The sequence below is a fragment of the Thioalkalivibrio sulfidiphilus genome, from assembly GCF_000377945.1.
GTDB classification, from domain to species: Bacteria; Pseudomonadota; Gammaproteobacteria; order Ectothiorhodospirales; family Ectothiorhodospiraceae; genus Thioalkalivibrio_A; species Thioalkalivibrio_A sulfidiphilus_A.
In genome coordinates this window covers 86,442-111,527 of record NZ_KB898921.1, presented here as the reverse complement: position 1 = coordinate 111,527, position 25,086 = coordinate 86,442, and the positions used below count along the sequence as shown (strand labels likewise).

The following is a 25,086-nucleotide window of genomic DNA, read 5'->3' as shown; positions in this document are numbered from 1 at the left end:
GATGAACGATACGGAATATCGAGACCGCCTCAATGGGCTACTCGCGCGCTCAAGGGAGGCTGGCGCCCGGCGCGAGTGGTGGCTTTTCATGGATGAGGCCGAGCGACGTCTCGATGCGGCCGGCGTGCCCCCAGGATTGGGAAGCGACGCCGCTTTTTCGCTCATTGAGTACTGGCTTCGCCTTGTGAATTGGCCAGAATTTCAGAAACGCAAGGCAAAGATCGCAGCCGCTGCCGAAAAGCTTGCCGACGCCTTGAAAGACTCGGGACTCTCTGACGCATACCGCGTCCTGGAGTTGCCCGAAGATCAGGAATCACCCGTCGAATGCACCCTTGAGAGCCATCTGCGCGCATTGGTAGCGGGAATTCGGGACGCCGAACAGGATGATCTATCTTGGATGGTGGGTGATGCCGTACCAGCTGGCCGCGAGTCGCGAAATCTGAAGCGCTTCATCATCCGACGAGTTCACTACATCGTGAACCAGCGGGCTGAATGGATCTGGGATGACGAGGATATCCGCAAGCGCTTGCCTTCAGAATGGGTGCCCCGCGAGAGTACGGACGACATACGGACCGGCTATGGAAACAACAAGATTGTCGCCCGCATCGCATCGATCCTCTTGTGCGCCGACATATCGCCTCAGGAGGTGGCCGACACGCTTCGGCGCTAATCAAATTATGGCGGATCTGACCGCCCCATAAAATTATCCGCCATTATCCAAGGTGCGCCGCTATTGTTGTGGCATTGTGCCTCCAGGTGACATAGGAGGCGATCACATGCACGACAAGCCGCGAGACTACCTGGCCGAAACTGACGAGACGTCGGAATATATCCACACTTCCCCCCGCACCCTGATCCGCTGGCGAAACGAGGGCAAGGGCCCCCCATATATCAAAGCTGGCCATCGCGTGCTCTACCGCAAGCGAGACGTGGACGCTTGGCTTGAGGGCCGTAAGGTCATCCCTGTGCGTGAACAGGAGGCGGCCTGATGAGTGTAGATTATTGGGGCCATCATAGCGACGCCGTGAACCGCCTCGCCGCCACCCTCACGAACGTGGTGATGGCCGCTGCGATGGAGATCCTCTGCGACGAGACCGGGCTCCAGCCGCCCAGGCCGAACAGACGGCAGAAATGAGCTCGGCACAACATCTCCAGGCAGACGAGATCCGGGCCATGCTGAGTTTCGTGGACGCGCATGACCGCGAGACCTGGGTCCGCATGGCCATGGCCGTCAAGGCTGAGCTGGGCAACGATGGCTTTGGGATCTGGGATAGCTGGAGCCAGACCGCCGATAACTACGACGCCAGGGCCGCCAGGGACGTGTGGCGCAGCATCAAGGACGGCCCCATCACCATTGGCACTCTGGTCCACATGGCCCGGGAAAACGGCTGGCAGCCTGACCGGCCGCTCACCCTTAACCGGCGCCCCACAACACCCAAAATACCGACACCGATATCAGCCGAGCCGTCACCGACGCAGGCATACGCTCATGAGCTGTGGGCGAGCGTGAACCGGGACGACCGTGCTGTGGCCTCACACCCCTATGCCCAAAAGAAGGGCATCACCCATGCCGCAGGCGCTGGGCGTGGTCGGGTCACCGGGCGCCTGGTTGGACGCGATGCGGATTGCCTGGTGATCCCCGTGCGAACCCTCTCCGGCGTACTGGTTGGCGTGGAGTGCATCAACACCGCCGGCGCCAAGCAGTCCTTTGGTTCAAAGAGTCAGGGCTGCCTGATCCTTGGCAACACCAAGGACCCGAACATCCCGTGGGCCGTGGTGGAGGGCTGGGCAGACGCGGTCACCTTTGTTTTCGGGTGGCACCGCGGCAACGCCGTTGCCGCTGCCGCGTTCGGCAAGGGCCGCATGGAGCCCGTGGCTCACGCCGTGGACGTGTACTTCTGTCCGTGCGAGATCCTGATCATCGAGGATGCCGCATGACCGTCCGCCGTGTTCAGTTACCGAAAGGCCCAGAAGGCCAGAAGGACGTGAACGATTACCGTGACCAACCGGAAATCATCGGCCAGACGGTGGACCTCGACGTGCCCCGCGGCAAAGATCCGGGAGAGCGCAAACGCCCTGTCATCGAGATCAAGTCCGGAGAGCTCCCGGCCATTGTGGATGCTGCAGAAGATGCGCTCCTCGCAGAGGGCTGCGACATCTATCAGTCGGGTGGCCGCCTGGTGGCGATCGGTCACACGGATCCATCGCGACGCCGCAGCTCTGTAAGACGCATCGAAGGTGCGCCGCGCTTGGTGCCCGTGACACCGATCCACCTCCGGGAAGTCCTGACCCGTGCCGCGCAGTGGCTGCGATATGATGCCCGAGCTCAGGCAATGCGCCCAGTGGACTGTCCCGTGGCCGTGGCCGCCGCCCTGATCGATCGCGGGCGGTGGTCACTTCGCGAGCTTATAGGCTACATCGAAGCACCGACCGTGCGCGCGGACGGCACCCCCATCACTGCCCCGGGTTACGACGAGGCGACTGGGCTCTACCTGGTGCCTGGTTCTCCGCAGGTTGAGCTCATCTCAACACCCACCCATGAAAATGCCGTGGAATCTGCGCGCGCGCTGGCTGCTGCTGTTAGTTCGTGGCCGTATGTGGATAGCGGTGACCTCTCTGCAGCCGTGGCGATGATCATGACGATGTTGTATGCACGGTCGGTCGATGCCGTCCCCATGGCCTGTGTGACCGCCCCGACACCGGGAACCGGCAAGTCACTCCTCGTTGATGCTGGGTCGATCATTGCGACCGGGCGCCGTGCGGCGGTGGTATCCCTGGGCCGGGACCCAACCGAGGCCGGCAAGCGCCTAGCCGCGGGCTTGCTCGCGGGGGATAGCCCGCTGGTCGCGGACAATGTAGAGACCCCTCTCGGGGATGAGCTGCTATGCCAGGCGATCACGCAGCCGTGGCTGTCGATACGGCCCCTCGGCACGTCTACACCTGTACGAGTGCCCTCACGCACGGCGCTGGCAGCAACCGGCAACAACCTGGTGATTCGCGGCGACTTGACTCGGCGGGTCATGATGATCCGCATTGACGCGAAGCTGGAGCGCCCCGAGACCCGCGAGTACGAGGGTGACATTCTGGCCGATCTCCTGCACAGCCGGTCGGAGCTCATAGCCGCAGCGATAACCGTGACCGTCGCCTACCACCGTGCAGGCTGTCCCGTCGTCCCCGTGTCCCCGCTGGGTGGATTCCACGACTGGGATCGCCTCGTACGCCGTCCGTTGGTGTGGGCCGGCCTTGACGATCCGCTAGGGCCTACGGCCGACATCAGGAACGATGATCCGGACCGCGCCGCAATGGTGGCGCTGCTCACCGCGATGGCAGAAACCTATGGCGACCGTACTGTGACGGCGGCCGACATCATCGACGATGCAGCTCGGGGCGCCCCCCGATATGCAGGCGACGGCTATGCCTACGATCACCCGGCTCTCCATGATGCCGTCCGCCAGGTTTGCGGGGATCGAGTAGACGCCAGGCGGCTAGGCTACGCGCTACGTCGGTACCGGGGTCGGATAGCAGACGGGCTGCAGTTGCAGAGCGAGGCCCGCTACGGCCCCGCCAAGGTGGCCGGGTGGCGTGTCGTTACTGTGTGATGCCTTTCCCTCTCTTGGGGGTGATGGGGGGTAATAGGGGTGATGTTTATATATACGCGCGAAAAAATGTCAGTGACAAAAAAAATAGATGAGCGGGGAATCGTCCCCCCATCGCCCCCATCACCCCTCCCGGATGTCACACCGCGTGAGTTCGTAGAGGGTGCGCCAGGAGGCTGGCAAATCCGGCCCATGGGCCGGATTTGCGATGGTGCGGTTGCGCGCTATTGCCATGAAGCGCCGCGCGGTCTGCCAGGGCCACCGTGTGCAGGCAGCCCCAGTCACTGGAGTGTTGCGGGTCCTTCCGACGAGTCGCGCACGCGGGTAATCCAAACCGCGTTTTCCGCCCACCGCCAAGGTCTCTATAGGCTTCCTTTCTAGTAGATTCAGTAGGTTACATGAACTTTTCCATTCTTGTTCTGAGGCACTGAAGTGATCGTCAACAAGAAGCAGCTCTCTGACATCCTAGGCGTGAGTGAGCGGACGCTCACCGACTGGCAGCGCGAAGGCCTGCCGATGGTCCTCAACGCCGGCCGCGGCGGATCGAACCAGTACGACACCGCGCAGGTGATCGAGTGGCAGATCCAGCGCGCCCTGGCTGGCGAGAAGCGAGAGACCGCGCGCGAGCGGCGCGATCGTCTCGAGGGGGATCTGCTGGAGATCAAGCTTGCCAAGGACGCGGGCAACCTGGTTGCCGTTGCCGACATTGAACCGGTTTGGTCCGGAGCCATCCTGGCTGCACGTGCAGAGTTCCGAGCCTGGGCGGATCGGCTGCGAGCGGAGATCGACAGCCGCTACGGCCTGGAGACGGATGCCGAGATCTATGCGGCCGCCGTGGATGCCACCCTGAGCAAGCTTTCCGAGCAGCCTCCGGAGAATGACGACTCGGATGAGACGCTTGATCTGGCGGACCTTGAAGAAGAGGCGGGCGACGAATGAGCGGCAACCCCATGGCACAGGTCCCGGAGTTCCTGGACACCCGAAAAGTGGCCCGGAGACTGCTGGCCCGGGTCTGGCGCTGCTGGGCGCCACCACCGCGCATGACCACCCGGGAGTGGGCCGACCAGTTCATGTACCTGTCCGCGGACTCCGGCGCTGCGCGGCACGGCAAGTACCGCAGCCAGGTGACGCCCTGGCTGCGCGAGATCCAGGAGGCGGTAGACGATCCGCGCATCAAGAAGCTGGTGGTCATGAAGTCGGCGCAGATCGGCTGGACCGCAGGGGTCGTGATGCCCTACATCCTGCGCCGTATCGACCTGGACCCATCACCCATCGTGGTAATGTTCCCGACGATGGAAGCCGCCAAGGAGTTCAACGTCGAGAAGTTTATCCCGACGGTCGACGTGACCCCACGCCTGCATGGCAAGATCGATGTCTCGACCACGCGGCGAAGCGGCAATCGCTGGAGCTTCAAGAAATTCGCGGGAGGGTTTCTCAAGTTCGTCGGGTCGAATTCACCTCGCAGCGTGAAGTCATCCTCGGCACCTGTCCTGATCGTTGAAGAGCCCGACGATGCAAGCCGGGATCTCAAGGGCCAGGGCGATTCCATCCGCCTGCTGGAGGATCGCGCCAAGACGCACCCGAGCGCCAAGATTGTCTATGGCGGCACGCCGACCCTCAAGGGCCTGAGCTCCATCGAATGGGCCTATCTCAACTCCGACCAGCGCAAGCTGTTCGTCCCGTGCCCGCACTGCGGCGAGGAGCACGTGCTTGACTGGGGCAACGTACGCTGGCGGGAGGATCCTGACCATAACCACGAGGTCTATGGTCACGCCCTACCGGAGACGGCCTTCTATGTCTGTCCGCACTGCGGCGCCACTTGGGACGATCACCAAAAGAACGAGGCGGTTCGGCGCGCCGTTCGGGAACGCAGATGGCGAGCTACGCAGCCCTTTGAGGGCGTAGCCGGATACTACCTCTCGGAGCTCTATGTCAGCTGGGACGCCTCCCGCATGTCGAACTTGGTGCGTCGATACCTGCAGGCGAAGCATAAGGCGGCGCAGGGCGACTCCGGCGAGCTGGTTGCCTTCTGGAATTCAGTCTTGGGGCTCCCGTATGAATTCGGGGAGGGCCAGCTACCGCGCGAAGAGCTCGAGGCCCTTGCTCTGGACTACCCCGAGCGCACGGTACCCAATGGCGGCTTGGTGCTGACAGTGGGCGTGGACGTACAGCATAACCGCTTCGCGTTGGTGGTGCGCGCGTGGGGGCGTGGGGAAGAGTCCTGGCTTGTGTACGCTGCCGAGTTGTTTGGCACGGTGACAGATAAGACCGATCCCGTATGGCAGGAGTTGGAGCAGACAGTCTTTGGTGCGTTCCAGCGCGCGAGTGGCCAGGAGGCCCGCGCCAAGGCCGTGTCCATCGATGCCGGCGATGGCGTCACCAGCGACCTGGTATACAGTTGGGTGCGAGACATGAAGCGCCGGTACCCGGGCGTGACCATCATGCCCGTGAAGGGCTCCAGCGACCGGAATATGGAGCGCGAGATCTTCAGCCTGCCGAGGACCGTGGATCACCGCACGCCCACCAAGGCCGATCGATGGGGCCTGAGGGTGTTCATAGTCGGGGTCAACAAAGCCAAGGATCTGCTGCTGGGCGGCGATGAGCGTGCCGGCCGGCTGCGCCTCTCGGGTAATGGCCCTGGGCGTTTCCATGTGTACCGCGACGTTCGGGCCGATTACTGGGACCACCTGTCCGCCGAAGTCAAGGCGCCTTCCAGGCGGCATAGGAATCGCCTGGTCTGGCAGAAGAAGGCTGGACGACCCAATGAGTTCCTGGATTGCGAGATCTATGCCCTGCATGCCGCACGTGCCCTGAAGGTGCATACATGGACGCCTGGGCAGTGGGAGCGACTGGAGCGCCAGACCCTGCAATCAGATCTTTTCTCCAGATGCCCAACGCAGGAGAACAGGCCCTCCCGTGATCCTGATCCGAAGGTGACGCAGGAAAAGCCTGTCGCACCCCGGAAGAGAAAGCGCCGATCGTGGGTCGGCCTGGGGCGCGAGGACTGGACGCTGTGAGCGCCGACGACCCGACTATCCTCAGTACCATCACCGAGGAGATCCGTGCGGCGTGCGTCGCGCTTGGTGTTCCGAATGAAATCTCCGATGAGATCGCGCGCCGCGTTGACCTGCGGGTGCGCACCGACTTTGGCGGCGAACGGCCCTACATACCCTGCCTAGCCAACCATCGCCGCCGCCAGGCGCTCGACATGATACGAAAAGGCGCGAGCCCCGAATCTGCTGCAAAGGCGGTCGGAGTACATCCAAGCACGACCTATCGCTGGCGCCGCCAGGAGAACAAGGGGCGGCCCCGAAAGCACGGCGCCGGCTTGGGTAAGGAGGATTGGGTGCTGTGAGCCTACCCGATCCCATATCGGCGCTTGAGCGTTTCGCCCGCTACGTGGACCGAATACCCGACCGGGACGTGCGTGCAGTCCTGGAGCGCAGCGTCTCGGCACTCCTATGTGGCGATGATCCGCGAGAAGCCATCGGTCTGGCCGGCACCGAGGGGCGGCGCGCGAGAGAGGCTGCCCGCAACTTTTGGCTTTGCCGAGCCATGCGCCAGGTGGAAGGCAACACGCCGTGGGCCCGCTGTAAGGCGTTGAGTCAGGAGATCAACCGCTTCGAGGCCATCATCTGGGTGGGGTGGCGCACATTGGTGGCCGCACCAGAAGACGCATCTGAACTCAGGTCATGCCTGTTCAATGCTCGGCGCCTTGGCCCTCTCCCATCCACACCCGAGCAGCTTCGAAACATTCTCAAAGGCATGGAAATCCAGCCTGTTCAGATTTTGCAGGAAACCAACCAAGATGTAGGTCAGAAAAGTGAATTGCTCACTTTCGCCAAAAAGTGAGGATCACTCCCCTGCGTCATTCGTGAGTACTTCAGCGGCGGGCCTCCGCTTAATGCAGTCAGGAGCACAAGAATTCCACGAACCACAAGCCAGAGAGATGAGGCATGCAGATCATGAGCACATTGGCTAAAGCATTCGAATCCATCCGAAAATTTCGCAATGACATCGAGGCAGAGATCGATAGCCTGGAGTCCCAACGCGAAACCCTGATGCGGGAACGAGAGGAAGTCAGGCACCTGCCGATCCCCCGGGAAGATGCGATCCGGCGGATGGAAGCGCTGATTGACCACTGGCAGGAGCCCTACGAAGAACGGGTCAGACTCGCCCTGCTCAGTCTGTCAGATCCTGGGCGTTTGTATGACTCACCTAACGTCGTCATCAACCCGCTCTCGATCAGCGGAGACGAAGACATCCGAGGGGGCGTGCTGAGAAATCAAGCCCCGTTCGTTGGCGAACGCCTTTACATGGAAGGGGCGAAAATCCATTCGCTCATGGGCCTGCTGGGCCCGACCGTGATCAAGCAGCGTCTGCGCGAGATCATGGAGAGCATGCCTTACCCTGACCAGGTGGGTCTGCCGATGGCGGAGAGGTCCGCACGATTGCAGGAACTGGACGATCAGATCCGGGGCCTAAGCGCGAAGATCGCGGCCCTCGTCAATGAGGCCCGGGAAGCGGGCATTGATTTTTGAAATGGAAGCGCCAAGTCATGCAGCGCGACGCGCGTCGAGATGGCGGTTCACTGCTCCAACGATGGAACTCGCCACGGCTGCGATTCCCAGGCAACCCTCCTGGCCGGTCTATCCCCGGAACAGCATGACGGTTGCCGTGCATGAGGCCGCGCACCTCGTGCTGGCACTCAAGGTGGATAGGGACTCGCGGGACACGCAGTACGTGGCGAGGGTTTCCCCCACTGGTTCGGGCGCAGTGGAGACATGGCGCAGCGGCAAGCGAGTCAGCGCTGCGGGCGGGATGATCGATCACCCGCCTGTTTTGCCGGACCCGGAGTTCTGGAGACCGGCGGCGCTCAATCGAGCCGCCGTGTACATGGCCGGACTCGCTGCGGAGGTACTGTTCCATGACTGCGTGGATGAGGTAGTTGGATGGCCCCATCTCGAGGACTATCCGGACCTTCAGAACGCGTCTCGCTTTCTGGCGTTCGGCTGGCCGGAGCATCATGGCGGGCCCTTGTGGCTCGCGTGGAGACACACCCTTTGGATGCTGACGCATGACGAAACATGGGATTGGGTGATGCGGGTCGCATCGGAGATCGACCAACGCGGGTGTTGCGATTCTGCCATGGCGCATCACCTGCGAGAGGCACGCGCTTGTTGATGCTGGGCCGTCAGGTGGTGTGCCCGGGTCACGGATTGGCCCTCGGCGACCTACCTACCAACCCCGGGGTCGTCGGTCCCCGGCCTCTGCAAACCGACCGCCTGCGGTGGAAGACCTGACCCCACGCGGTAGGCACTTTAGCTCGGAGGGCATGGCAGGCGTTGGTGCGTCCGACGAACCATCGACGGCCCCGGATTAATCGGGGCGCAGTTTATTGAAGTCTTGGACGGTTTGGGAGGTAGAACTCAATGGATCAATCCATAGCCATTCAGCTGCGCGCCGACATCGCACAAGCTGTGCGCGAGATGCGCAATGCACGGCGCGAGATCGGCGGCGTGGGCCGCGCCGGCCAGGAGTCCGCCCGAAACATGGTTGACCTGCAGCGCAGCCTGCAAGAAGTCGAGCGCCGCATGCAGGGAATTTCCCGTGCCGGGAGAACCTTCCGCAACGTGCTGGCCGCCATCGGCATCGGAGTCTCCATCAAGGGTATTCTCGATGCCACGATTGCCCAGGAGCGGGCCATGGCGAACATTGAGGCCCGCATCAAGTCCACAGGCGGTGCCGCTGGCGTCACTGCGGACCAACTGGCGAAGATGGCCGGCGAGTTTCAGAACATCACCACCTTTGGCGACGAGGCCATTCTTGACGCGCAATCCGTGCTCCTGAGCTTCACCAGAATCCAGGGCGCCGACATGTTTCGAGAGGCGACCCAGGCTGTCACCGACCTGGCTGCCGCCATGAACATGGACCTGCGCAGCGCCGCGCAGCAGGTGGGCCGCGCATTGAATGATCCCATCGCAGGCCTTTCGGCTCTCTCCCGCGCTGGCGTGCAGTTCACCAATGAGCAGAGGAACACCATACGCACCCTGATACAGATGGGCGACCTGGCCGGCGCGCAGCGGGTAATCCTCGATGAACTGGCGACGCGATATGGCGGCGCAGCGAGGCGCCTACGTGACACGTTCGGCGGCGCTTTGACGGGGCTGCGCAACGCATTCGGCGATCTTCTGGAAGCCAAGAGCGGTCTCGATGATGCCAAGGATTCCGTGGAGGAGCTCACCCGCCTGCTGCAGGATCCCATGGTGGTGGATGCCATCAACAACATCACCAGCGCCTTGATTTCAGGATTCGGCAAGGCCGCGCAGATCGTCACCGGGCTGAACCTGGTGCTGTTCGGCCCCTCCGATGGTCTCCTGCGGTTGGATGATGAAATCCGCAAGATCGACGGCCAGCTGAACAAGCTGGAGTCGCTGTTGCGCCGGCCCCGGGCCATGCGCCTGACTACCGACCCCAACCTGATCGGCGGTTGGGCCAGCGATGAGGCGATTCAGGCGCGCATCGATGCCTTGCGCATGGAGAGGAGCGAGCTCGCCGACATCTATTGGTTGATGATCAGTGATCGGGCTGAGCGCGACCGCGAAGAAAGGCAGAGTGCCAGCGCCTTGACTGAGATCAAGCTGCAAGAGACCAACGACATCAAGCGCGCCCTGGGCCAGCAGGTAGACGCCTACCGCGAAGCCAACCGTGCTTTCGAGCAGGCCCAGCGCGAACGCCTGCAATTGGAACAGCGGGCCGCCGATCTGCGCCAGGAGTTTGCCGGGGCCAGTGCAGAGGAAAGCGCCGCGGCCAACGTAGTGGCCCTATACCGGGAATTCCCCGAGCTGCTGCGGGCGCTGGAGTCCGGCGACTGGGATACCGCCGCCAAGGGCGCCGAGCGTCTCGAGGAGCGCCTGCGCAGGGCCAAGGAAGAGGGCAGCCTCTCCAGCCTCGAAATGAAGCGCCTGGTTGGCGAGGTGGCCCGGGTGTGGGAAGGCATCGGCGCAGGCCGCGAGGCCGAGGCCGCCGCCCGGCTGGAGGCCATCCAGGACAAGATCCGCGAACTCACCGAGCAGGCCGCCGAACTCTCCAACCTTGAGATCTCCTTCGACGAGGCCGGCGCGGTGGAGAACGCCGACGCCCTGCGGGAGCTGCTCCAGCAGCAATTCGCGCTCAAGCCGGTGCAGGTGCCGGTGGTGGTGCAGGCCCTGGAGAGCGGCGGCAACCGCACCCCCGGCTATGCTTCGGGCGGTTTCATCCGCGGCCCCGGCAGCTCGCGCTCAGATTCGATCCTGGCGCGGCTGTCCAATGGTGAGTACGTACTGCCGGCCAACGCGGTGCGCTACTACGGGCTGGAATACCTGGAGCGCCTGCGCATGATGCGCCTGCCGAAGTTCGCCAACGGCGGCCTGGTGAACAACCTGCGCGTGCCGTCCGTGCCGAGTCCGGTGATGGGCGCTGGCGGTGGCGGCACGCCAGTACACATCCACCTGCCGAGCGGTGACTCCTTCACCCTCTCGGGCACTAACGACCAGATCGACCACGTGCAGAGGGTTCTGGCGTTGGCATCGCTCAAGCACGGGAGGCGGTGATGAGTGCGTCTACACGCAAGCCCTACGACTCTGAGGTGCAGGATTTTTTGTCAGAAGTCGCTGAACTTTACGTGCAGAAAAAGGTGTCACCTAGCCAAGCCATGGTGGCGTTCGCACACGCAATAGCTGAGCTTGTGGTCATTTCGTCGCTTACACCCGAAGATGTGTACGGATCGCTCGATTCTATTAACCGCGAAATGCGACGGCACGCGGTGGATGATCCGCTCAGGTCATATCGCCGTTGGGTTGCCCAAGAGAACGAGAATGGCCGACCCTAAAACCCGCCCACCTGTGACGCTGTCCACGCCAGACGCCTTCGGTCAGCGAATTCAGAGGCGCCGCATCGTGCCGCCCATCACAGTCAAGGGCCCCTCTGGACAAAGCATCCGGATCCAGCCTGAGCTTGTTTATCCGGTGGTCCGGTATCATCGTTGTGGTGAGTTGGTGTGGTCGAAAATCACGCTCCTGCCCCACTGGCACCGGCTGATCGTCGCGGAGCACCCCAAAAAGCTATGCCGCCGCATTGGGAAGGCGTTATGCCTCAGATGGAGTAACGCATGAAGCCTGCCACCGCCGAGCGTCGCCGCGAGGCGATCATTGCCAGCATCAAGAGGCGCAAGGCTCTACGGTTGGAGCGGCTTCGGAACTTCTGGCGCATCACCGGCCCGGGCGTTCGGATCTTGGTCAAGGATTTGGCACTACTGGTCCCTCGAGACCTTGATCCGCCTGGCCCGCATGGGCTGGAGTAGACCAGACCCCGGCCAATGTGCCGGGGTTTTTCTTGGGAGCTGCCAATTCTGGTTCGGTTAGCAGTTAATCACCAGGGAGACTCACCCCCCCCAACTGTCGGCCGTTGCCAAATGCTGCTCTTGGGCAGCATTTGCCAGCCAGCTGGGGAGGTCTCACCGACCCCGACTGCCGGCGGTTGCCACGGCCCTGCGTGAAGGCCTCGCCGCGCCTGGGCTGCGGGTCTGCTCGAGCGCAACGCCGACCCCCTGACCCCGGGTGCCGTTCAGGCTTGTTTGGCCCGAATTATGCTTGATGGAATAATTTGTGCATTAATGCAATTACCGTTCCACCAAGCAATAAACGTTCCCACCATTGCCGACCCCCCCTGAATCAGCCCGCAGCCCGCGCCGGGACTGCCACGCCCTGGTGGTGCGGGTCGGGATGGTCGGCGGGATTGTGCGGGCTCATGCGGTGAGCCACCCCCTGCGCTATCCTCGGGCACGAACCGACTGGAGGGGTTGCGCGGTGACTTACAGGACCAAGGGCACGTCGGGGCCGCTTGTGCTGGCCCTGCTTAGATTGATCCACGCCGACCCATGGGCGACCGCCGACGAGCTGGCCTTGCAGCTGGGCGTGAGCCGGGCAACGCTGAGGCGCTCCTTCAACGCCATGCGCGAGGACTACGGGGTGCGGCATCGAGTGGTCCCGCGAAACATCCAGCCCGACGACAGGACGTTACCAGGTCAGGGATTGGGGCGTATTCAACCGCCGCCGGGTGCTGGGGTGAGAGGGCCGCCAACGCGGTGCGCTGACTTCCCTGATCGGTGCATCGCGACTTGTGGTTGGCGAAGGCGGCCCGTTGGGAAGTGTAGAAGGCTAGTAAGCAGACTGCGGGCAGACCCTGACCACTGCTGTGACTATTCTGTGACCCAACGAAAAACCCGCCTTGAGGCGGGTTTCGTAAGCCCTTGTTTTATTTGGCTCCCCGGGACGGGCTCGAACCGCCGACCTAGTGATTAACAGTCACCCGCTCTACCGACTGAGCTACCGGGGAATCGGTGAAGCCGCGCATCTTATAGGAAGCGGCCGGGCAGGGTCAAGGCAGAGCCCGGACCGGACCGGCCCGGGGGTCTCAGCCTTCCACCGCCTGGCGGATGCGGGCGACGGCCTGCTTGAGGTTGTCCATGCTGGTGGCAAACGAGATGCGCACGTGGCCGTCGGCGCCGAAGGCGGAGCCGGGCACCAGGGCGACGCCGTGATCCAGCAGGCGCTCGGAGAAGGCGGCGTCGGTGTCCAGACCCAGCTTTTCCATGGCGCCCTTGACGCTGGGCAGGCAGTAGAAGGTGCCATCGGAGGGCAGGCAGTTGACGCCGGGGATGGCGTTCAGGGCCTCCACCAGGTACTCGTGGCGCTGCTCGAAGGCGTTGCGCATGGATACCACGCAGCTCTGGTCGCCCTTGAGCGCCGCCTCGGCCGCCGCCTGGGCGATGGAGGTGGGGTTGGAGGTGCTCTGGGACTGGATCTTCTTCATGGCGCCGATGAGCTTCTTCGGGCCGCCGGCATAGCCGATGCGCCAGCCGGTCATGGAGTAGGCCTTGGAGACACCGTTGAGCACGATGGTGCGCTCGTAGAGGTCCGGGCAGGCCATCAGGATGTTACAGAAGGCCTGGCCCCGGAACATGATGTGCTCGTACATGTCGTCGGTGGCCACCAGCACGTGGGGGTGGCGCAGCAGCACCTCGGCCAGGGCGCGCAGTTCGTCACGGGTGTAGGCCACGCCGGTGGGGTTGGAGGGACTGTTGAGCATCAGCAGCCGGGTGCGCGGCGTGATGGCGGCCTCCAGCTGCTCGGGGCTCATCTTGAAACCCTGGGCCTGGTCGGTCTGCACGATCACCGGCTTGCCGTCGGCCAGCAGGGTCATGTCCGGGTAGGAGACCCAGTAGGGGGCGGGGATGATGACCTCGTCACCCTCGTCCAGCAGGGCCTCGAACAGGTTGAAGATGCTGTGCTTGCCACCGCAGGAGACCAGGATCTGGTCCGGCTCGTAGCTGTGGCCGTTGTCGCGCACGAACTTGTCGATGATGGCCAGCTTCAGGCCCGGGGTACCGTCCACGGCGGTGTACTTGGTCTTGCCCGCATGCAGGGCGGCGATGGCCGCCTCCTTGATGTGCTCCGGGGTATCGAAGTCCGGCTCGCCGGCGCCGAGGCCGATGATATCGCGTCCCTGGGCCTTGAGCTGGGCGGCCAGGGCGGTCACCGCCAGGGTGGGGGAGGGCTTGATGCGCTGAACGCGGGCGGAAAGCTTGATGTCCAAGGTCGTGTCCGGTGAGTCTGGTTGGTTGAAAACGGGCGCAGGCGGGGCCGCAGGGACCGGCGCCGGGCGACTGCGCAAAACACCTTACATGATACGCAATCACGTCGGTTAAAATAAGCCCAATGACCCAGCAATTTACCCTCAAGACCGGCTACACCCCGGCCGGCGACCAGCCCGCCGCCATCGAAAAGCTGGTGGAAGGCCTGGAAGACGGCCTCGCCCACCAGGTCCTGCTCGGCGTAACCGGCTCCGGCAAGACCTTCACCATCGCCAACGTCATCCAGCGCACCCAGCGGCCCACCATCATCCTGGCGCCCAACAAGACCCTGGCCGCGCAGCTGTACGGGGAGATGAAGGAGTTCTTCCCGGACAACGCGGTGGAGTACTTCGTCTCCTACTACGACTACTACCAGCCGGAGGCCTACGTGCCGGCCTCGGACACCTTCATCGAGAAGGACGCCTCCATCAACGACCACATCGAGCAGATGCGCCTGTCCGCCACCCGGGCCCTGCTGGAGCGGCGCGACGCCATCATCGTGGCCAGCGTCTCGGCCATCTACGGCCTGGGGGACGTGAACGCCTACATGCAGATGGTGCTGCACCTGAAGCGCGGCGACCGGGTGGACCAGCGGGACATCCTGCGCCGCCTGGCGGAATTGCAGTACACCCGCAACGACATGGAGCTGCGCCGGGGCACCTACCGGGTGCGCGGCGAGGTGATCGACATCCACCCGGCGGAATCCGAGCGCGAGGCGGTGCGCATCGAGCTGTTCGACGACGAGATCGAACAGCTGTCCTATTTCGACCCGCTCACCGGCGAGATCCTCAAACGCGTCGCCCGGCTCACGGTCTACCCCAAGACCCACTACGTCACCCCCCGCGAGACCATCCTGAATGCCGTGGAGCAGATCAAGGTGGAGCTTCGCGAGCGCCTGGAACAGCTGCGCTCGGTGGAGAAGCTGGTGGAGGCCCAACGCCTAGAGCAGCGCACCCTCTTCGACATCGAGATGATGCTGGAGGTGGGCTACTGCTCGGGCATCGAGAACTACTCCCGCTACCTCTCCGGCCGCAAGCCCGGCGAGCCGCCGCCGTGCTTCTTCGATTACCTGCCCAAGGACGCCCTGCTGGTGGTGGACGAGAGCCACGTGACCATCCCCCAGCTGGGCGGCATGTACCGGGGCGACCGCTCCCGCAAGGAGACTCTGGTGGAATACGGCTTCCGCCTGCCCTCGGCCCTGGACAACCGCCCCCTGCGCTTCGAGGAATTCGAGGCCCTCTCGCCCCAGGCCATCTACGTCTCCGCCACCCCGGGCCCCTACGAACTGGAGCACGCGGGCCAGGTGGTGGAGCAGGTGGTGCGCCCCACCGGTCTGGTGGACCCGGAGGTGGAGGTGCGCCCGGCCACCCACCAGGTGGACGACGTGCTCTCGGAGATCCGCGCACGGGTGGCGGTCAACCAGCGGGTGCTGATCACCACCCTGACCAAGCGCATGGCCGAGGACCTGACCGAATACCTGCACGAGCACGACGTGCGGGTGCGTTACCTGCACTCGGACATCGAGACCGTGGAGCGGGTCGAGATCATCCGCGACCTGCGCCTGGGCGAATTCGACGTGCTGGTGGGCATCAACCTGCTGCGCGAGGGCCTGGACATGCCCGAGGTCTCCCTGGTGGCCATCCTGGACGCGGACAAGGAGGGCTTCCTGCGTTCCGACCGCTCCCTGATCCAGACCATCGGCCGTGCCGCCCGCAACCTCCATGGCAAGGCCATCCTGTACGCCGACCGGATCACCGGCTCCATGGCGCGGGCCATGGAGGAGACCGAGCGACGCCGGGAGAAACAGCTCGCCCACAACCTGGAGCACGGCATCACGCCCAGGAGCGTGGAGAAGCGCATCGCCGACATCATGGAAGGCGCCTACGCAGGCGGGTCCATGGCCTCGCCCAGGCGTTTCGCCAAGGTGGCCGAGGAGGAGATCGCCTACGGCCTGCCGCCGGAGAAGGCGGTCAAGGAGATCGCCCGGCTGGAAAGCCAGATGTATGAGCATGCCCGCAACCTGGAGTTCGAGGAGGCCGCGCGCCTGCGCGACCGCATCGAGCACCTGCGCAAGGGCTCCCTGGGCATGCCGGAGACCGCAAACGGATGAGGATCATGAGAACCCTGCTGATCACGGCGGCACTGCTGGCCGTCACCTGGGGCGGCACCCTGGCTGCGGACCCGGCCGAACAGGCCCTGCGCGCCCTGAACCCGGATTCTGAGCTGGTGGGCAGCGTGGAGACGGTGCGTTCCCGCTACGAGGACACCCTGATCGACATCGCCCGCGCCCACGGCCTGGGCTACCACGCGATCCGCAACGCCAACCCCGGGGTGGACGCCTGGATCCCGGGGGAGGGCACCGAGGTGATCCTGCCCCGCCGGCACATCCTGCCCCGGCAGCACCGCTCGGGCATCGTCATCAACCTGCCGGAGATGCGTCTCTACGACTACACCGCCGGCCAGGACCACATCATGACCTATGCCATCAGCATCGGGCGCATGGACTGGTCCACGCCGCTCGGCACGCTCAGGGTCATCCAGAAGACCGAGCAGCCCACCTGGACCCCGCCGGCCTCCATCCGGCAGGCCTATGCCGCCCGGGGCGAGTCCCTGCCGGCGGTGGTGCCGCCGGGGCCGGACAACCCGCTGGGCGAATTCGCCATGCGCCTGAGCAACCCCAGCTACCTGATCCACGGCACCAACTGGCCCGAGGGCATCGGCATGCGCGCCACCCACGGCTGCATCCGCCTGGCCCCCTCGGACATCGAGCACCTGTTCTCGCGCATCCCGGTGGGCACACCGGTGCACATCGTCAACGAACCGGTGAAGGCGGGCTGGGACGGCGACACCCTCTACCTGGAGGCACACCCGGTGCTGGAAGAGCTCCAGGAGCCCAACAACCTCACCCCCGCGGTGCGTGCCGTGGTTCGGGCCACCGGCGCTCGCCCGGCCGAGGTGGACTGGGCCGCCGTGACCCGCATCGCCAACGCGCGCACCGGCATACCGGAGGCGGTGGGCATCGCCAGGGCCTTGGCGGACGAGGAACGCGCCCCGGTCCCGGTGGAGATCCAAACCGCCATGGCGCCCGCGCCGGCGCCGAGCGCCCGGGTGACTGAAGGTGTGGGGATCGAAGGGGGCTGGTATGTGCAGCTGGGCAGTTTCGGCGATGCGGGCAATGCCCGACGCCTGGCCCTGCGCCTGGAAGAGGCGGGCTTCAGTGCTCACCTGCAGGACCACACCCCCGGCGAGCGGGCCATGACCCGTGTGCTGGTCGGACCGGAGCAGAATGCCAACGACGCCAAGGCACTGGTCACCCTGCTGGAGGAGGCCGTGGGCCTCAAGGGACACCTGCTGAATCTGCGGGGGGCCGGCGAGTAATCTCGGTCTACTGAATAGCGAAAGATCATTCTCTCGCGGAGGCGCGGAGGCGCGGGGGAAACAAATTCTTCAATCGCTTGATCCCCGTGGCCCCGTGTCTCCGTGAGAGGGCCGGTTTTGAGCTGTGGCGCGGACAAAACCCAAAAGACCTAGACCTCTCGCCAAGACGCGAAGGCGCCAAGAAAAGCAACTCATCATATTGAAAAGATTTTCTCTGCGACTCAGCGTCTCCGCGAGAACATTGGTTTTTGCGGACTTACACCAAGACCATGTTCTCTCACGGAGACACGGAGCCACGGGGAGAACTCTCCAAAGAGATTTCTTCGCGCCTTCGCGTCTTAGCGAGAGATCAGGCCGTTTAAGCCTTTCAAGCTATATGCCCACCCACAAAAAACGCCCGAAATCGGGCGCAATCAGGGTCGCCTAAGCATGAAGCCCTCCGGGCGATCATACGCAGGCCGATGAGAAACCGGACCGGCTCGCCGTGGCTCGCCGGTCCGATGACTTCAATCCGAGTTACTTGGCAGGGCTGCGCTGGTACATGCGCTCCATGCTTTCCTTGAGACGGGCATACTCTTCCAGGGCCGCGTCCGCCTTACGGTTGGCCTCGACGGCCAGGTTGCGGGCCTCGTTGGCGGTGCGGGTGGCGGCGTCGGCAGCGGTGCGTGCCTGGGCGGCATCGCTCTGGGCACGGGCGGCTGCGGCCTTGGCCTCGTCGGCCGTGGCGCGAACCTCGGCCAGATCCGAGGTGGTGGCACAACCACCCAGCAGGGCGGCGGACAGGACCAGGCCGGACAGAACACTCAAACGGATCAGCTTAGTGGACATCGAACTCTCCCTGGACTGATGAACAATGGGTGGGTTGAAGACGCGGCCACCTGGCCGCCGATAAAATGCGGTAAATCCCTGACTTGCGGTGATCTTAGCAGGCTTCTGGCAGGCTTACACGACCCGCGTCCCAGTTTGCATTCGGCACGAAAGCACATTGCTCTTTTGCGCAATGCACCAAGCCGGCGCAGTTTTATCGCTCCTTGTGCATCCCTGGCGCACCCCGATCTGGAGCATATTTCTCAAGCCCATGTTTTATCGATAAATTCATAGTTGGCACGCCGAATGCATTACTCCAGTCGTGACTAACTTGACGGACCTTCCGCTCTTGTTGGCCATGTCTCAACTCCTCCTGCTTTGGGGTGCATCACGCACCCCATTTTTTTGGAGAGTGCATCCATGGGGACGGCAAGCTTTCTCAGTACCCTGGAGCGTTACCACGAGCACCGCGAGGCCATCCGCGACCTGCTCGCCTCCATCATCCAGGGTGTGGCCAGTGCCGCGCTGGTAACCGATGCCGAGGCGCGACACAAGGTCATCCGCTGCCTCGGTGAACGCTATCCCTTCGTTGAATTGCTCTACGCCCTGGACCCGGACGGCATCCAGGTGGGCGAGAACCTGGGGCGTGGCCGATGTGCCAACTTGCTGGGCGAGGGACAGGGCGTGGACCGCAGCCAGCGACCCTACTACCGCCTGGCGGTGAACTCGGGCGGGGCGGCCATCGTCACCGATCCCTATCTCTCCAGCGCCAGCCGCGACCTGTGCCTGAGCGCAACCATGGCCTGCCGCGACCGGGAAGGCCGCATCATCGGCTACGTGGTCCTCGACGCCGGCCTGAGCACACTGATCGAGTTCATCATGGGCGACCGCGTGCGGCGGCGGTTTCAGCCGCTGTTTCGCGGCGTCTACAGCCTGATTGTCATCGGTCTCTTGCTGGTGGTCGGCGTGCTGTTGTTCACCGCCTTCGCGGAACTCTCAAGCCTGCTGGGCAGCGATGGCAGAACGACCGAGCGTCATCTGCTGCCCTTTGGGGTGATCATCTTCCTGACCCTGGCGCTGGCAGTTTTCGACCTGGGCAAGACCGTGCTGGAGGAAGAGGTGCTGCTGCACAAGGACATCTTCCGGCACAGCTCCACCCGGCGCACCATCACACGCTTCATCGCCGCCATCCTGATCGCGGTGTCCATCGAGGCCCTGCTGCTGATGTTCAAGTCGGCCCTGTCGGACACAGACCTGATGCTCGAAGCAGTGTGGATGATGTTTGCCGCCGTGGGCCTGTTGATCGGTCTGGGCATCTACGTCTATCTGGGTGCGCGCGCCGAATCCATTCTGCTGAGTCACCGCAGGGGATGGCCCGGCAAAGAGGGGGAGCAGCACAGATCCCAATGAGCCACCTTGACGCCCCCAGGGGCGGGTCTGATACTCCAGACAGGTGCCACATTGCGTGTTTCATCCCGCTCGGGCTGGAATGCGGATACTCCGGGAGTCAGGTCGTGAGCCAGATACTCGAACACCTTCACCAGGACCATGTCCACATGGCCCGCGTGCTCGACCTGATCGAGCGCGAACTCAAGCGCTTCAACGGCAACCTGCCGGCGGACCTGTCGCTCATCTATGACGGTCTGCATTACCTGACCCAGCACGGGGATCGCTGTCATCATCCCCTAGAGGACCGGGTCTTCGCCCGACTGGAGGAAGTCAATCCTTCCACCCGCGAGGCGGTCAACCGGCTTCGGGAGGAGCACGAGGCCCTCTATGCCAAGGGCAAGGCCTTCCGCGACGCGGTGCGGGACGTGGAGAGCGAAGCCGCCATGGAACGACGCAGCTTCCTGGAGGTGGCGCAGGACTACCTGCTGCACCAGCGCCGGCACCTGGATTTCGAGGAAACCACCATCTTTCCCATGGCCCGGACCCACATCAGCACCAAGGACTGGGATGACATGGATTTGGCCGAGGAACAGGCCACGGACCCCCTGTTCGGCTCGAACGCGGATCCGGAGTATCAGCGCCTCAGGAGTGCGCTCTAGGGCGCTTTTGCATAATCACTGCTCGTGTCGTAGGTCGGGCTTCAGCCCGACAAACACGGCTTCGGTGGGCACCGGCAGTCGGGCTGAAGCCCGACCTACGGATCCTTCCTATACCCCAGTGGACCTGAACAATTGCTGCGGCCACCTGGGCGTCATTGACTGAAACACCCCCCTTCATCAACGCCGGTGTATCAGCGCCAGCACGGCACCCTCACTCACCAGGGGACTGCGCCGAAGGCTTGCCAGCAGGCCCGCGACCGGCGCGCGCAATTCCTCCAGCAGGGTTCCGTCGTGCTCGTCGTAGAGGTAGCCCAGCAGGTCTCCAGCCTGCAGCCATTGGCCGGGCACCTGGCGAAACACGAACAGGCCCGGCTGCTGGCTGGTGAAGCGAAACACCTGGTCGCTGCCGAAGTAGTGCAGGTCGTCCTCCTCGTCCGCCAGTTCGATGCCCTGGATGGCCTCCACCCGCAGCAGGAAGGCGATCAGTGCCCGGAACAGACGTTCACACAGGGCCGGCTGCAGATCCTCGCCATGGCCGGCAATGACCATGTAGCGCTCCCCGGAGGCGCCGTCCAGGTGCTCCAGCCAAGGCACGCCATGGCCATCCGTATGGGTGTCATCGGCCTCGCACACCGAGGGCAGGCCGAACAGGCAGGCCGAGGCGCGCTCGTCATCGGAGGGACGTGCGCCCAGGCGAACCTGGGGCAGGGCGTCCATGCCCCGGCAGCCGGTGTCCAGCACCACCCGGTGCCAGGCCTGACCCGCCTGGACCAGCACCTCGTCCGGGAGCACCTCCGGCTGCCCGGAAGGCACCACCAGAACCCGTTGGCGCAGTCTGCCCGGGACCGACGGATCTCCCTGTTCCAGGCCGCGCAGGTAGGCGGCCAGCCGGGCCAGCACAAAGCGGGCATTGATGTTGTGCCCGCCGGCATTGACCAGCGCAACGCGGGGGCGCTGGGTGCGCGGGCCGAGGTCGTGGACAGAGACGGCGCGTTCGAGGTTTTCGGACATGCTTGCGGGTGCTCCCGTGCAGGATCTGGGCATTCACAGGGCGCCATGCACCCTTCGGGCCAGTCCGAACACCGCGCTCTACAGCCCTGAATGGCTTGCCCGGCCAAGTCCACGCACCATAGTGGTGCGCGCCTGCACGGAATCGTGCATTTGAGCAAGCGCCGCCGGCGCCGCTGCTTCCGCTACAATCGGCCCACGATCCTGACCGGCTAGCTCGCATATCTCACCGGGATCGCGGGAGCAGGCGAAGGATTCGTGTCTGTAGGCGCCGCTCTGGAGCGAAACCCATAGCAATCGCTATGGGTTGAGTGAAGAGCAAGCCTACGGGCGCGAAGACGAGCCTGAACCGCGATAGGACTCCGGCGGGAACAGACTGTCATGCTGAGGTCGGCAACCATTTCGATGTGTTTGACTAATGTGTCAACCTGTTGCGCGCCAGCCGGTGTCCGACCGGTGAGATATGCGAGCTAGTCACGACCCCACCCAACTGAAAGGAACCATCCATGTCACTGGGCCCCGTCATGCTGGACCTGGAGGGCACCGCGCTCACCGAGACGGAACGCCGCCTGCTGACCCATCCCCGGGCCGGCGGGGTGATCCTGTTCACCCGCAACTTCGAGTCCCTGGGACAACTCACGGAACTGGTGCGCGAGATCCATGCCCTGCGCACGCCCCGACTGCTGGTGGCCGTGGACCACGAGGGTGGGCGGGTGCAGCGCTTTCGCGAGGGCTTCACGCGCCTGCCGGCCGCAGCCCGCTTCGGCGAGCAGTACGACCGCAACCATGCCCGTGGCAGGGAACTGGCGCAGATGGCCGGCTGGCTGATGGCCGCCGAGCTGCGCGCCGTGGGTGTGGATTTCAGCTTTGCCCCGGTGCTGGACCTGGCCCACGGGGTCAGCGGCGTGATCGGCGACCGTGCCTTCCACAGGGACCCCGAGGTGGTGGCGGACCTGGCGCATCACTACATGAGCGGCATGCAGCACGCGGGCATGGCCGCCGTGGGCAAGCACTTTCCGGGGCATGGCGGGGTGCGCGAGGACTCCCATCTCGCCCTGCCGGTGGATCGACGCACCCCGGCGGATCTCTACACGGACATCCTGCCCTTCGAACGCATGGTGCGTTTCGGCCTGGCGGGGATCATGCCCGCCCACGTGGTCTACGAACGCTGCAACCTCCTGCCGGCAGGCTTTTCCAGCTACTGGCTGCGCGGCGAACTGCGTGACCGGCTGGGCTTCGAGGGCGTGATCTTCAGCGACGACCTGAGCATGGCCGGTGCCGAGTGCATGGGGGATTACCCGGACCGGGCCCGCGCGGCACTCAAGGCCGGCTGCGACATGGTGCTGGTCTGCAACCATCCGGAACAGGCTGCCCGGGTGCTGGACGCCCTGGACGACGAACCGGACCCGGTCTCCATCGCCCGGCTGGCCCGCATGCACGGACGCAAGGGCATAAGCTGGGGGGAGCTGACGGACTCCGATGAGTGGCAGAAGGCCAAGGCGGTGATCGGCGCCCTGGACGATTCACCCCTGATGGAACTGGATGTCTGAACCGGCCGGCAAAGCGCCGGAGCAGAGCTATAATTTATGCCCGCATCAGGTGATTTTGCGCTCCCACGGACCTTGTAAGGTGACTGGCTTTGCGGGGAACACGTCCCTATAATGCCGCACTTTCTTTCAAGCACGACTCACTGCTGGAGATTACTCAAATGGCTGACAAGCTGCTGATCGTCATGGTCAACACCGATCCCACCAACCCCTCCGAACTGGGTGCCCCGTTCTTCCAGGCCACCGTGGCAGCCGCCATGGAATATGACGTGGAAGTGGTCATGACCGGCCGTGCCGGCGAACTGGCCAAGAAGGGTGTTGCCGAAAAGCTGTTCGTGCAGGAAGGCAGCCCCAAGTCCGTGTACGAGTTCATCAAGGACGCCGCCGAAGCCGGCGTGAAGTTCAAGGTCTGCACCCCGACCCTGGACCTGTGGGGCGACGACCTGATCCCCGAGATCGAAGAGACCGTCGGTGGCGCCTACGTGATCAGCGAGGCCATGGACGACGACACCGTCACCTTCACCTACTGATGATGGTGAAGCATGGTGCCAACCAGACCGACCGCGGCGCGGTGGCACCATGGCGGTAAGCGCCGAACAGGCTGAGCAGGTCTGGCGTGAGGCGGACTGCCTCCACGACCAGGCCTCGGTAGAGAAGGCCCTGGACCGCATGGCCCGGGAGATCACCGCAAGCCTTGGCGGACGTGATCCGCTCGTACTGTGTGTCATGACCGGCGGCGTTGTCGCCGCCGGTCATCTCCTGACCCGCCTGAATTTCCCCCTGCAAGTGGATTACCTGCACGCCACCCGCTACCGCGGTGACGTGAAAGGCGCCGCCGAGTTGCACTGGCTGGTGCGTCCCCAGACCCCCCTCGAAGGCCGCGCCGTACTGGTGGTCGACGACATCCTCGACGAAGGCCACACCCTGGCCGGCATCATCGACTACTGCCGCCAGCACGGGGCCAGTTCTGTGCACACCGCCATGCTGGTGCTCAAGAACCACGACCGCCGCGACCCGAACATGAAGGCCGACTTCGTGGGCGTGGAAGTGGAGGACCGCTACGTGTTCGGTTACGGCATGGACTACAAGGAGTACCTGCGCAATGCCCCGGGCATCTACGCCGTGAAGGGCATGTAACGCTCCCGACATGGACAGGCAAGGCAGGATGCCGCAGGATTGATCACAGAATGACCCTTTCCGCATCGCGATAGTCGCTCGCAATCTGCCCTGGATACCACGCCATGACCCAAACCACACTGGCCATCATCGGTGGCACCGGACTGACCACGCTCAAGGGACTGGAGATCACCCGCCGCGAGGTGATGCACACCCCCTATGGTGAGCCCTCCGGCCCCCTGACCCATGGACTGCTCGCCGGTCGCGAGGTGGTGTTCCTGGCCCGTCATGGCTACAGCCACACCATTCCGCCCCACCAGGTGAATTACCGGGCCAACATCTGGGCGCTCAAGCATGCGGGCGTGCACGGTGTGGTGGCTGTGGCCGCGGTGGGCGGCATCACCGCCGAGATGGCGCCGCGGCGCATCGCCTTCCCGGACCAGATCATTGACTACACCTGGTCACGGGCTCACACCTTTTTCGACCAGGACCTCACCCACGTGACCCACGTGGATTTCACCGAGCCCTATGACCCGTCCCTGCGCCAGCGCCTCATCGCCGCCGCGCGCAGTATCGGTGTCGACGCCGTGGAACGGGGCACCTACGCCGCCACCCAGGGTCCGCGCCTGGAGACCGCCGCCGAGATCAACCGCCTGGAGCGCGACGGCTGCGACATGGTGGGCATGACCGGCATGCCCGAGGCGGTGCTCGCCCGGGAACTGGAACTGCCCTACGCCACCTGCGCCGTGATCGCCAACTGGGCCGCCGGACGCGGGGAAGGGGAGATCACCATGGACGAGGTGCAGGAGAACATCGCCGCCGCCATGTCCAACGTGCGGCATGTGCTGGAGACCACGATAGAAGCGCTTTGAGAAGTAGGAAGTGTGAATTGGGAAGTGCGAAGTCAATGGCCT

Annotated in this window: 24 protein-coding genes and 1 tRNA gene; 21 read left to right on the top strand and 4 right to left on the bottom strand. The window is 64.1% G+C overall.

Annotated elements, in window-relative coordinates; genetic code table 11:
- Position 1: 1 nt before the first annotated feature.
- The 13 genes from D580_RS0100545 to D580_RS0100485 all read left to right on the top strand — a co-directional run bounded on the left by D580_RS0100545 (position 2) and on the right by D580_RS0100485 (position 11,937).
- Positions 2 to 670, top strand: a complete 669-nt coding sequence (locus D580_RS0100545; protein ID WP_018952493.1) for a hypothetical protein — start codon at positions 2 to 4, stop codon at positions 668 to 670.
- 106 nt (positions 671 to 776) lie between these two features.
- On the top strand, positions 777 to 989 hold the full coding sequence (locus D580_RS0100540; protein WP_018952492.1) for a helix-turn-helix transcriptional regulator: 213 nt from the start codon (positions 777 to 779) through the stop codon (positions 987 to 989).
- Complete coding sequence (locus D580_RS16485; RefSeq protein ID WP_018952491.1) at positions 989 to 1,135, top strand: hypothetical protein; 147 nt, start codon at positions 989 to 991, stop codon at positions 1,133 to 1,135. Before D580_RS0100540 ends, D580_RS16485 begins: the two co-directional genes overlap by 1 nt.
- Positions 1,132 to 1,938, top strand: a complete 807-nt coding sequence (locus D580_RS0100530) for a PriCT-2 domain-containing protein (protein WP_018952490.1) — start codon at positions 1,132 to 1,134, stop codon at positions 1,936 to 1,938. Before D580_RS16485 ends, D580_RS0100530 begins: the two co-directional genes overlap by 4 nt.
- A complete protein-coding gene (locus D580_RS14955) occupies positions 1,935 to 3,599 on the top strand; it encodes a hypothetical protein (protein ID WP_018952489.1) in 1,665 nt (554 codons plus the stop codon). The genes D580_RS0100530 and D580_RS14955 overlap by 4 nt, the downstream gene beginning before the upstream one ends.
- Positions 3,600 to 4,028: 429 nt before the next feature.
- Positions 4,029 to 4,535, top strand: coding sequence for a terminase small subunit (locus D580_RS0100520; protein ID WP_018952488.1), 507 nt, complete (start codon positions 4,029 to 4,031; stop codon positions 4,533 to 4,535).
- Positions 4,532 to 6,613 (top strand): phage terminase large subunit family protein, encoded by a 2,082-nt coding sequence (locus D580_RS14950; protein WP_018952487.1) that lies wholly within the window; start codon positions 4,532 to 4,534, stop codon positions 6,611 to 6,613. The genes D580_RS0100520 and D580_RS14950 overlap by 4 nt, the downstream gene beginning before the upstream one ends.
- Positions 6,610 to 6,951 carry a helix-turn-helix domain-containing protein gene (locus D580_RS0100510; RefSeq protein WP_018952486.1) on the top strand — a complete coding sequence of 114 codons (342 nt, stop codon included), beginning with the start codon at positions 6,610 to 6,612 and terminating at the stop codon, positions 6,949 to 6,951. Before D580_RS14950 ends, D580_RS0100510 begins: the two co-directional genes overlap by 4 nt.
- Entirely contained in the window at positions 6,948 to 7,448 is a 501-nt protein-coding gene (locus D580_RS0100505) for a hypothetical protein (RefSeq protein WP_018952485.1), read from the top strand. Before D580_RS0100510 ends, D580_RS0100505 begins: the two co-directional genes overlap by 4 nt.
- 104 nt (positions 7,449 to 7,552) lie before the next feature.
- A complete protein-coding gene (locus tag D580_RS0100500) occupies positions 7,553 to 8,137 on the top strand; it encodes a hypothetical protein (RefSeq protein WP_018952484.1) in 585 nt (194 codons plus the stop codon).
- A gap of 124 nt (positions 8,138 to 8,261) precedes the next feature.
- Entirely contained in the window at positions 8,262 to 8,780 is a 519-nt protein-coding gene (locus D580_RS0100495) for a hypothetical protein (RefSeq protein WP_018952483.1), read from the top strand.
- Between the two features lie 248 nt (positions 8,781 to 9,028).
- Positions 9,029 to 11,188 carry a phage tail length tape measure family protein gene (locus D580_RS0100490; protein ID WP_018952482.1) on the top strand — a complete coding sequence of 720 codons (2,160 nt, stop codon included), beginning with the start codon at positions 9,029 to 9,031 and terminating at the stop codon, positions 11,186 to 11,188.
- Between the two features lie 557 nt (positions 11,189 to 11,745).
- Positions 11,746 to 11,937 (top strand): hypothetical protein, encoded by a 192-nt coding sequence (locus tag D580_RS0100485; protein ID WP_018952480.1) that lies wholly within the window; start codon positions 11,746 to 11,748, stop codon positions 11,935 to 11,937.
- Between the two features lie 958 nt (positions 11,938 to 12,895).
- Here the strand turns inward: D580_RS0100485 and D580_RS0100480 are convergent.
- Both D580_RS0100480 and D580_RS0100475 read right to left on the bottom strand, forming a co-directional pair.
- Positions 12,896 to 12,971: transfer RNA gene (locus D580_RS0100480), tRNA-Asn, on the bottom strand.
- 78 nt (positions 12,972 to 13,049) lie between these two features.
- Complete coding sequence (locus D580_RS0100475) at positions 13,050 to 14,231, bottom strand: pyridoxal phosphate-dependent aminotransferase (RefSeq protein WP_018952478.1); 1,182 nt, start codon at positions 14,229 to 14,231, stop codon at positions 13,050 to 13,052.
- 122 nt (positions 14,232 to 14,353) lie between these two features.
- On the opposite strand from D580_RS0100475, the gene uvrB reads away from it, so the two are divergent.
- Together uvrB and D580_RS0100465 are read left to right on the top strand one after the other, a co-directional pair.
- On the top strand, positions 14,354 to 16,378 hold the full coding sequence (gene uvrB / locus D580_RS0100470; protein WP_018952477.1) for an excinuclease ABC subunit UvrB: 2,025 nt from the start codon (positions 14,354 to 14,356) through the stop codon (positions 16,376 to 16,378).
- 5 nt (positions 16,379 to 16,383) lie between these two features.
- The gene (locus D580_RS0100465; RefSeq protein ID WP_231363462.1) at positions 16,384 to 17,646 is read left to right on the top strand and encodes a L,D-transpeptidase family protein; all 1,263 of its coding nucleotides are present in this window, start codon (positions 16,384 to 16,386) and stop codon (positions 17,644 to 17,646) included.
- A gap of 516 nt (positions 17,647 to 18,162) precedes the next feature.
- Here the strand turns inward: D580_RS0100465 and D580_RS0100460 are convergent.
- Positions 18,163 to 18,474 carry an Lpp/OprI family alanine-zipper lipoprotein gene (locus D580_RS0100460; protein ID WP_018952475.1) on the bottom strand — a complete coding sequence of 104 codons (312 nt, stop codon included), beginning with the start codon at positions 18,472 to 18,474 and terminating at the stop codon, positions 18,163 to 18,165.
- 399 nt (positions 18,475 to 18,873) lie between these two features.
- Here D580_RS0100460 and D580_RS0100455 point away from each other — a divergent pair, with 399 nt between their 5' ends.
- Positions 18,874 to 19,863, top strand: a complete 990-nt coding sequence (locus D580_RS0100455; RefSeq protein WP_018952474.1) for a hypothetical protein — start codon at positions 18,874 to 18,876, stop codon at positions 19,861 to 19,863.
- 104 nt (positions 19,864 to 19,967) lie between these two features.
- Positions 19,968 to 20,501, top strand: coding sequence for a hemerythrin domain-containing protein (locus tag D580_RS0100450; RefSeq protein WP_018952473.1), 534 nt, complete (start codon positions 19,968 to 19,970; stop codon positions 20,499 to 20,501).
- 177 nt (positions 20,502 to 20,678) lie between these two features.
- Here the strand turns inward: D580_RS0100450 and D580_RS0100445 are convergent, their stop codons facing one another.
- Complete coding sequence (locus D580_RS0100445; protein ID WP_018952472.1) at positions 20,679 to 21,512, bottom strand: succinylglutamate desuccinylase/aspartoacylase family protein; 834 nt, start codon at positions 21,510 to 21,512, stop codon at positions 20,679 to 20,681.
- 503 nt (positions 21,513 to 22,015) lie between these two features.
- On the opposite strand from D580_RS0100445, the gene nagZ reads away from it, so the two are divergent.
- The 4 genes from nagZ to D580_RS0100425 all read left to right on the top strand — a co-directional run bounded on the left by nagZ (position 22,016) and on the right by D580_RS0100425 (position 25,044).
- Positions 22,016 to 23,059 (top strand): beta-N-acetylhexosaminidase, encoded by a 1,044-nt coding sequence (gene nagZ / locus D580_RS0100440; protein WP_018952471.1) that lies wholly within the window; start codon positions 22,016 to 22,018, stop codon positions 23,057 to 23,059.
- Positions 23,060 to 23,217: 158 nt separating this feature from the next.
- Positions 23,218 to 23,586, top strand: a complete 369-nt coding sequence (locus tag D580_RS0100435) for a DsrE/DsrF/DrsH-like family protein (RefSeq protein ID WP_018952470.1) — start codon at positions 23,218 to 23,220, stop codon at positions 23,584 to 23,586.
- Positions 23,587 to 23,635: 49 nt separating this feature from the next.
- Positions 23,636 to 24,193, top strand: a complete 558-nt coding sequence (locus D580_RS0100430; protein ID WP_018952469.1) for a hypoxanthine-guanine phosphoribosyltransferase — start codon at positions 23,636 to 23,638, stop codon at positions 24,191 to 24,193.
- 104 nt (positions 24,194 to 24,297) lie between these two features.
- Positions 24,298 to 25,044: an S-methyl-5'-thioinosine phosphorylase gene (locus D580_RS0100425; RefSeq protein ID WP_018952468.1), complete on the top strand. Its 747-nt coding sequence runs from the start codon at positions 24,298 to 24,300 to the stop codon at positions 25,042 to 25,044.
- Positions 25,045 to 25,086 lie beyond the last annotated feature (42 nt).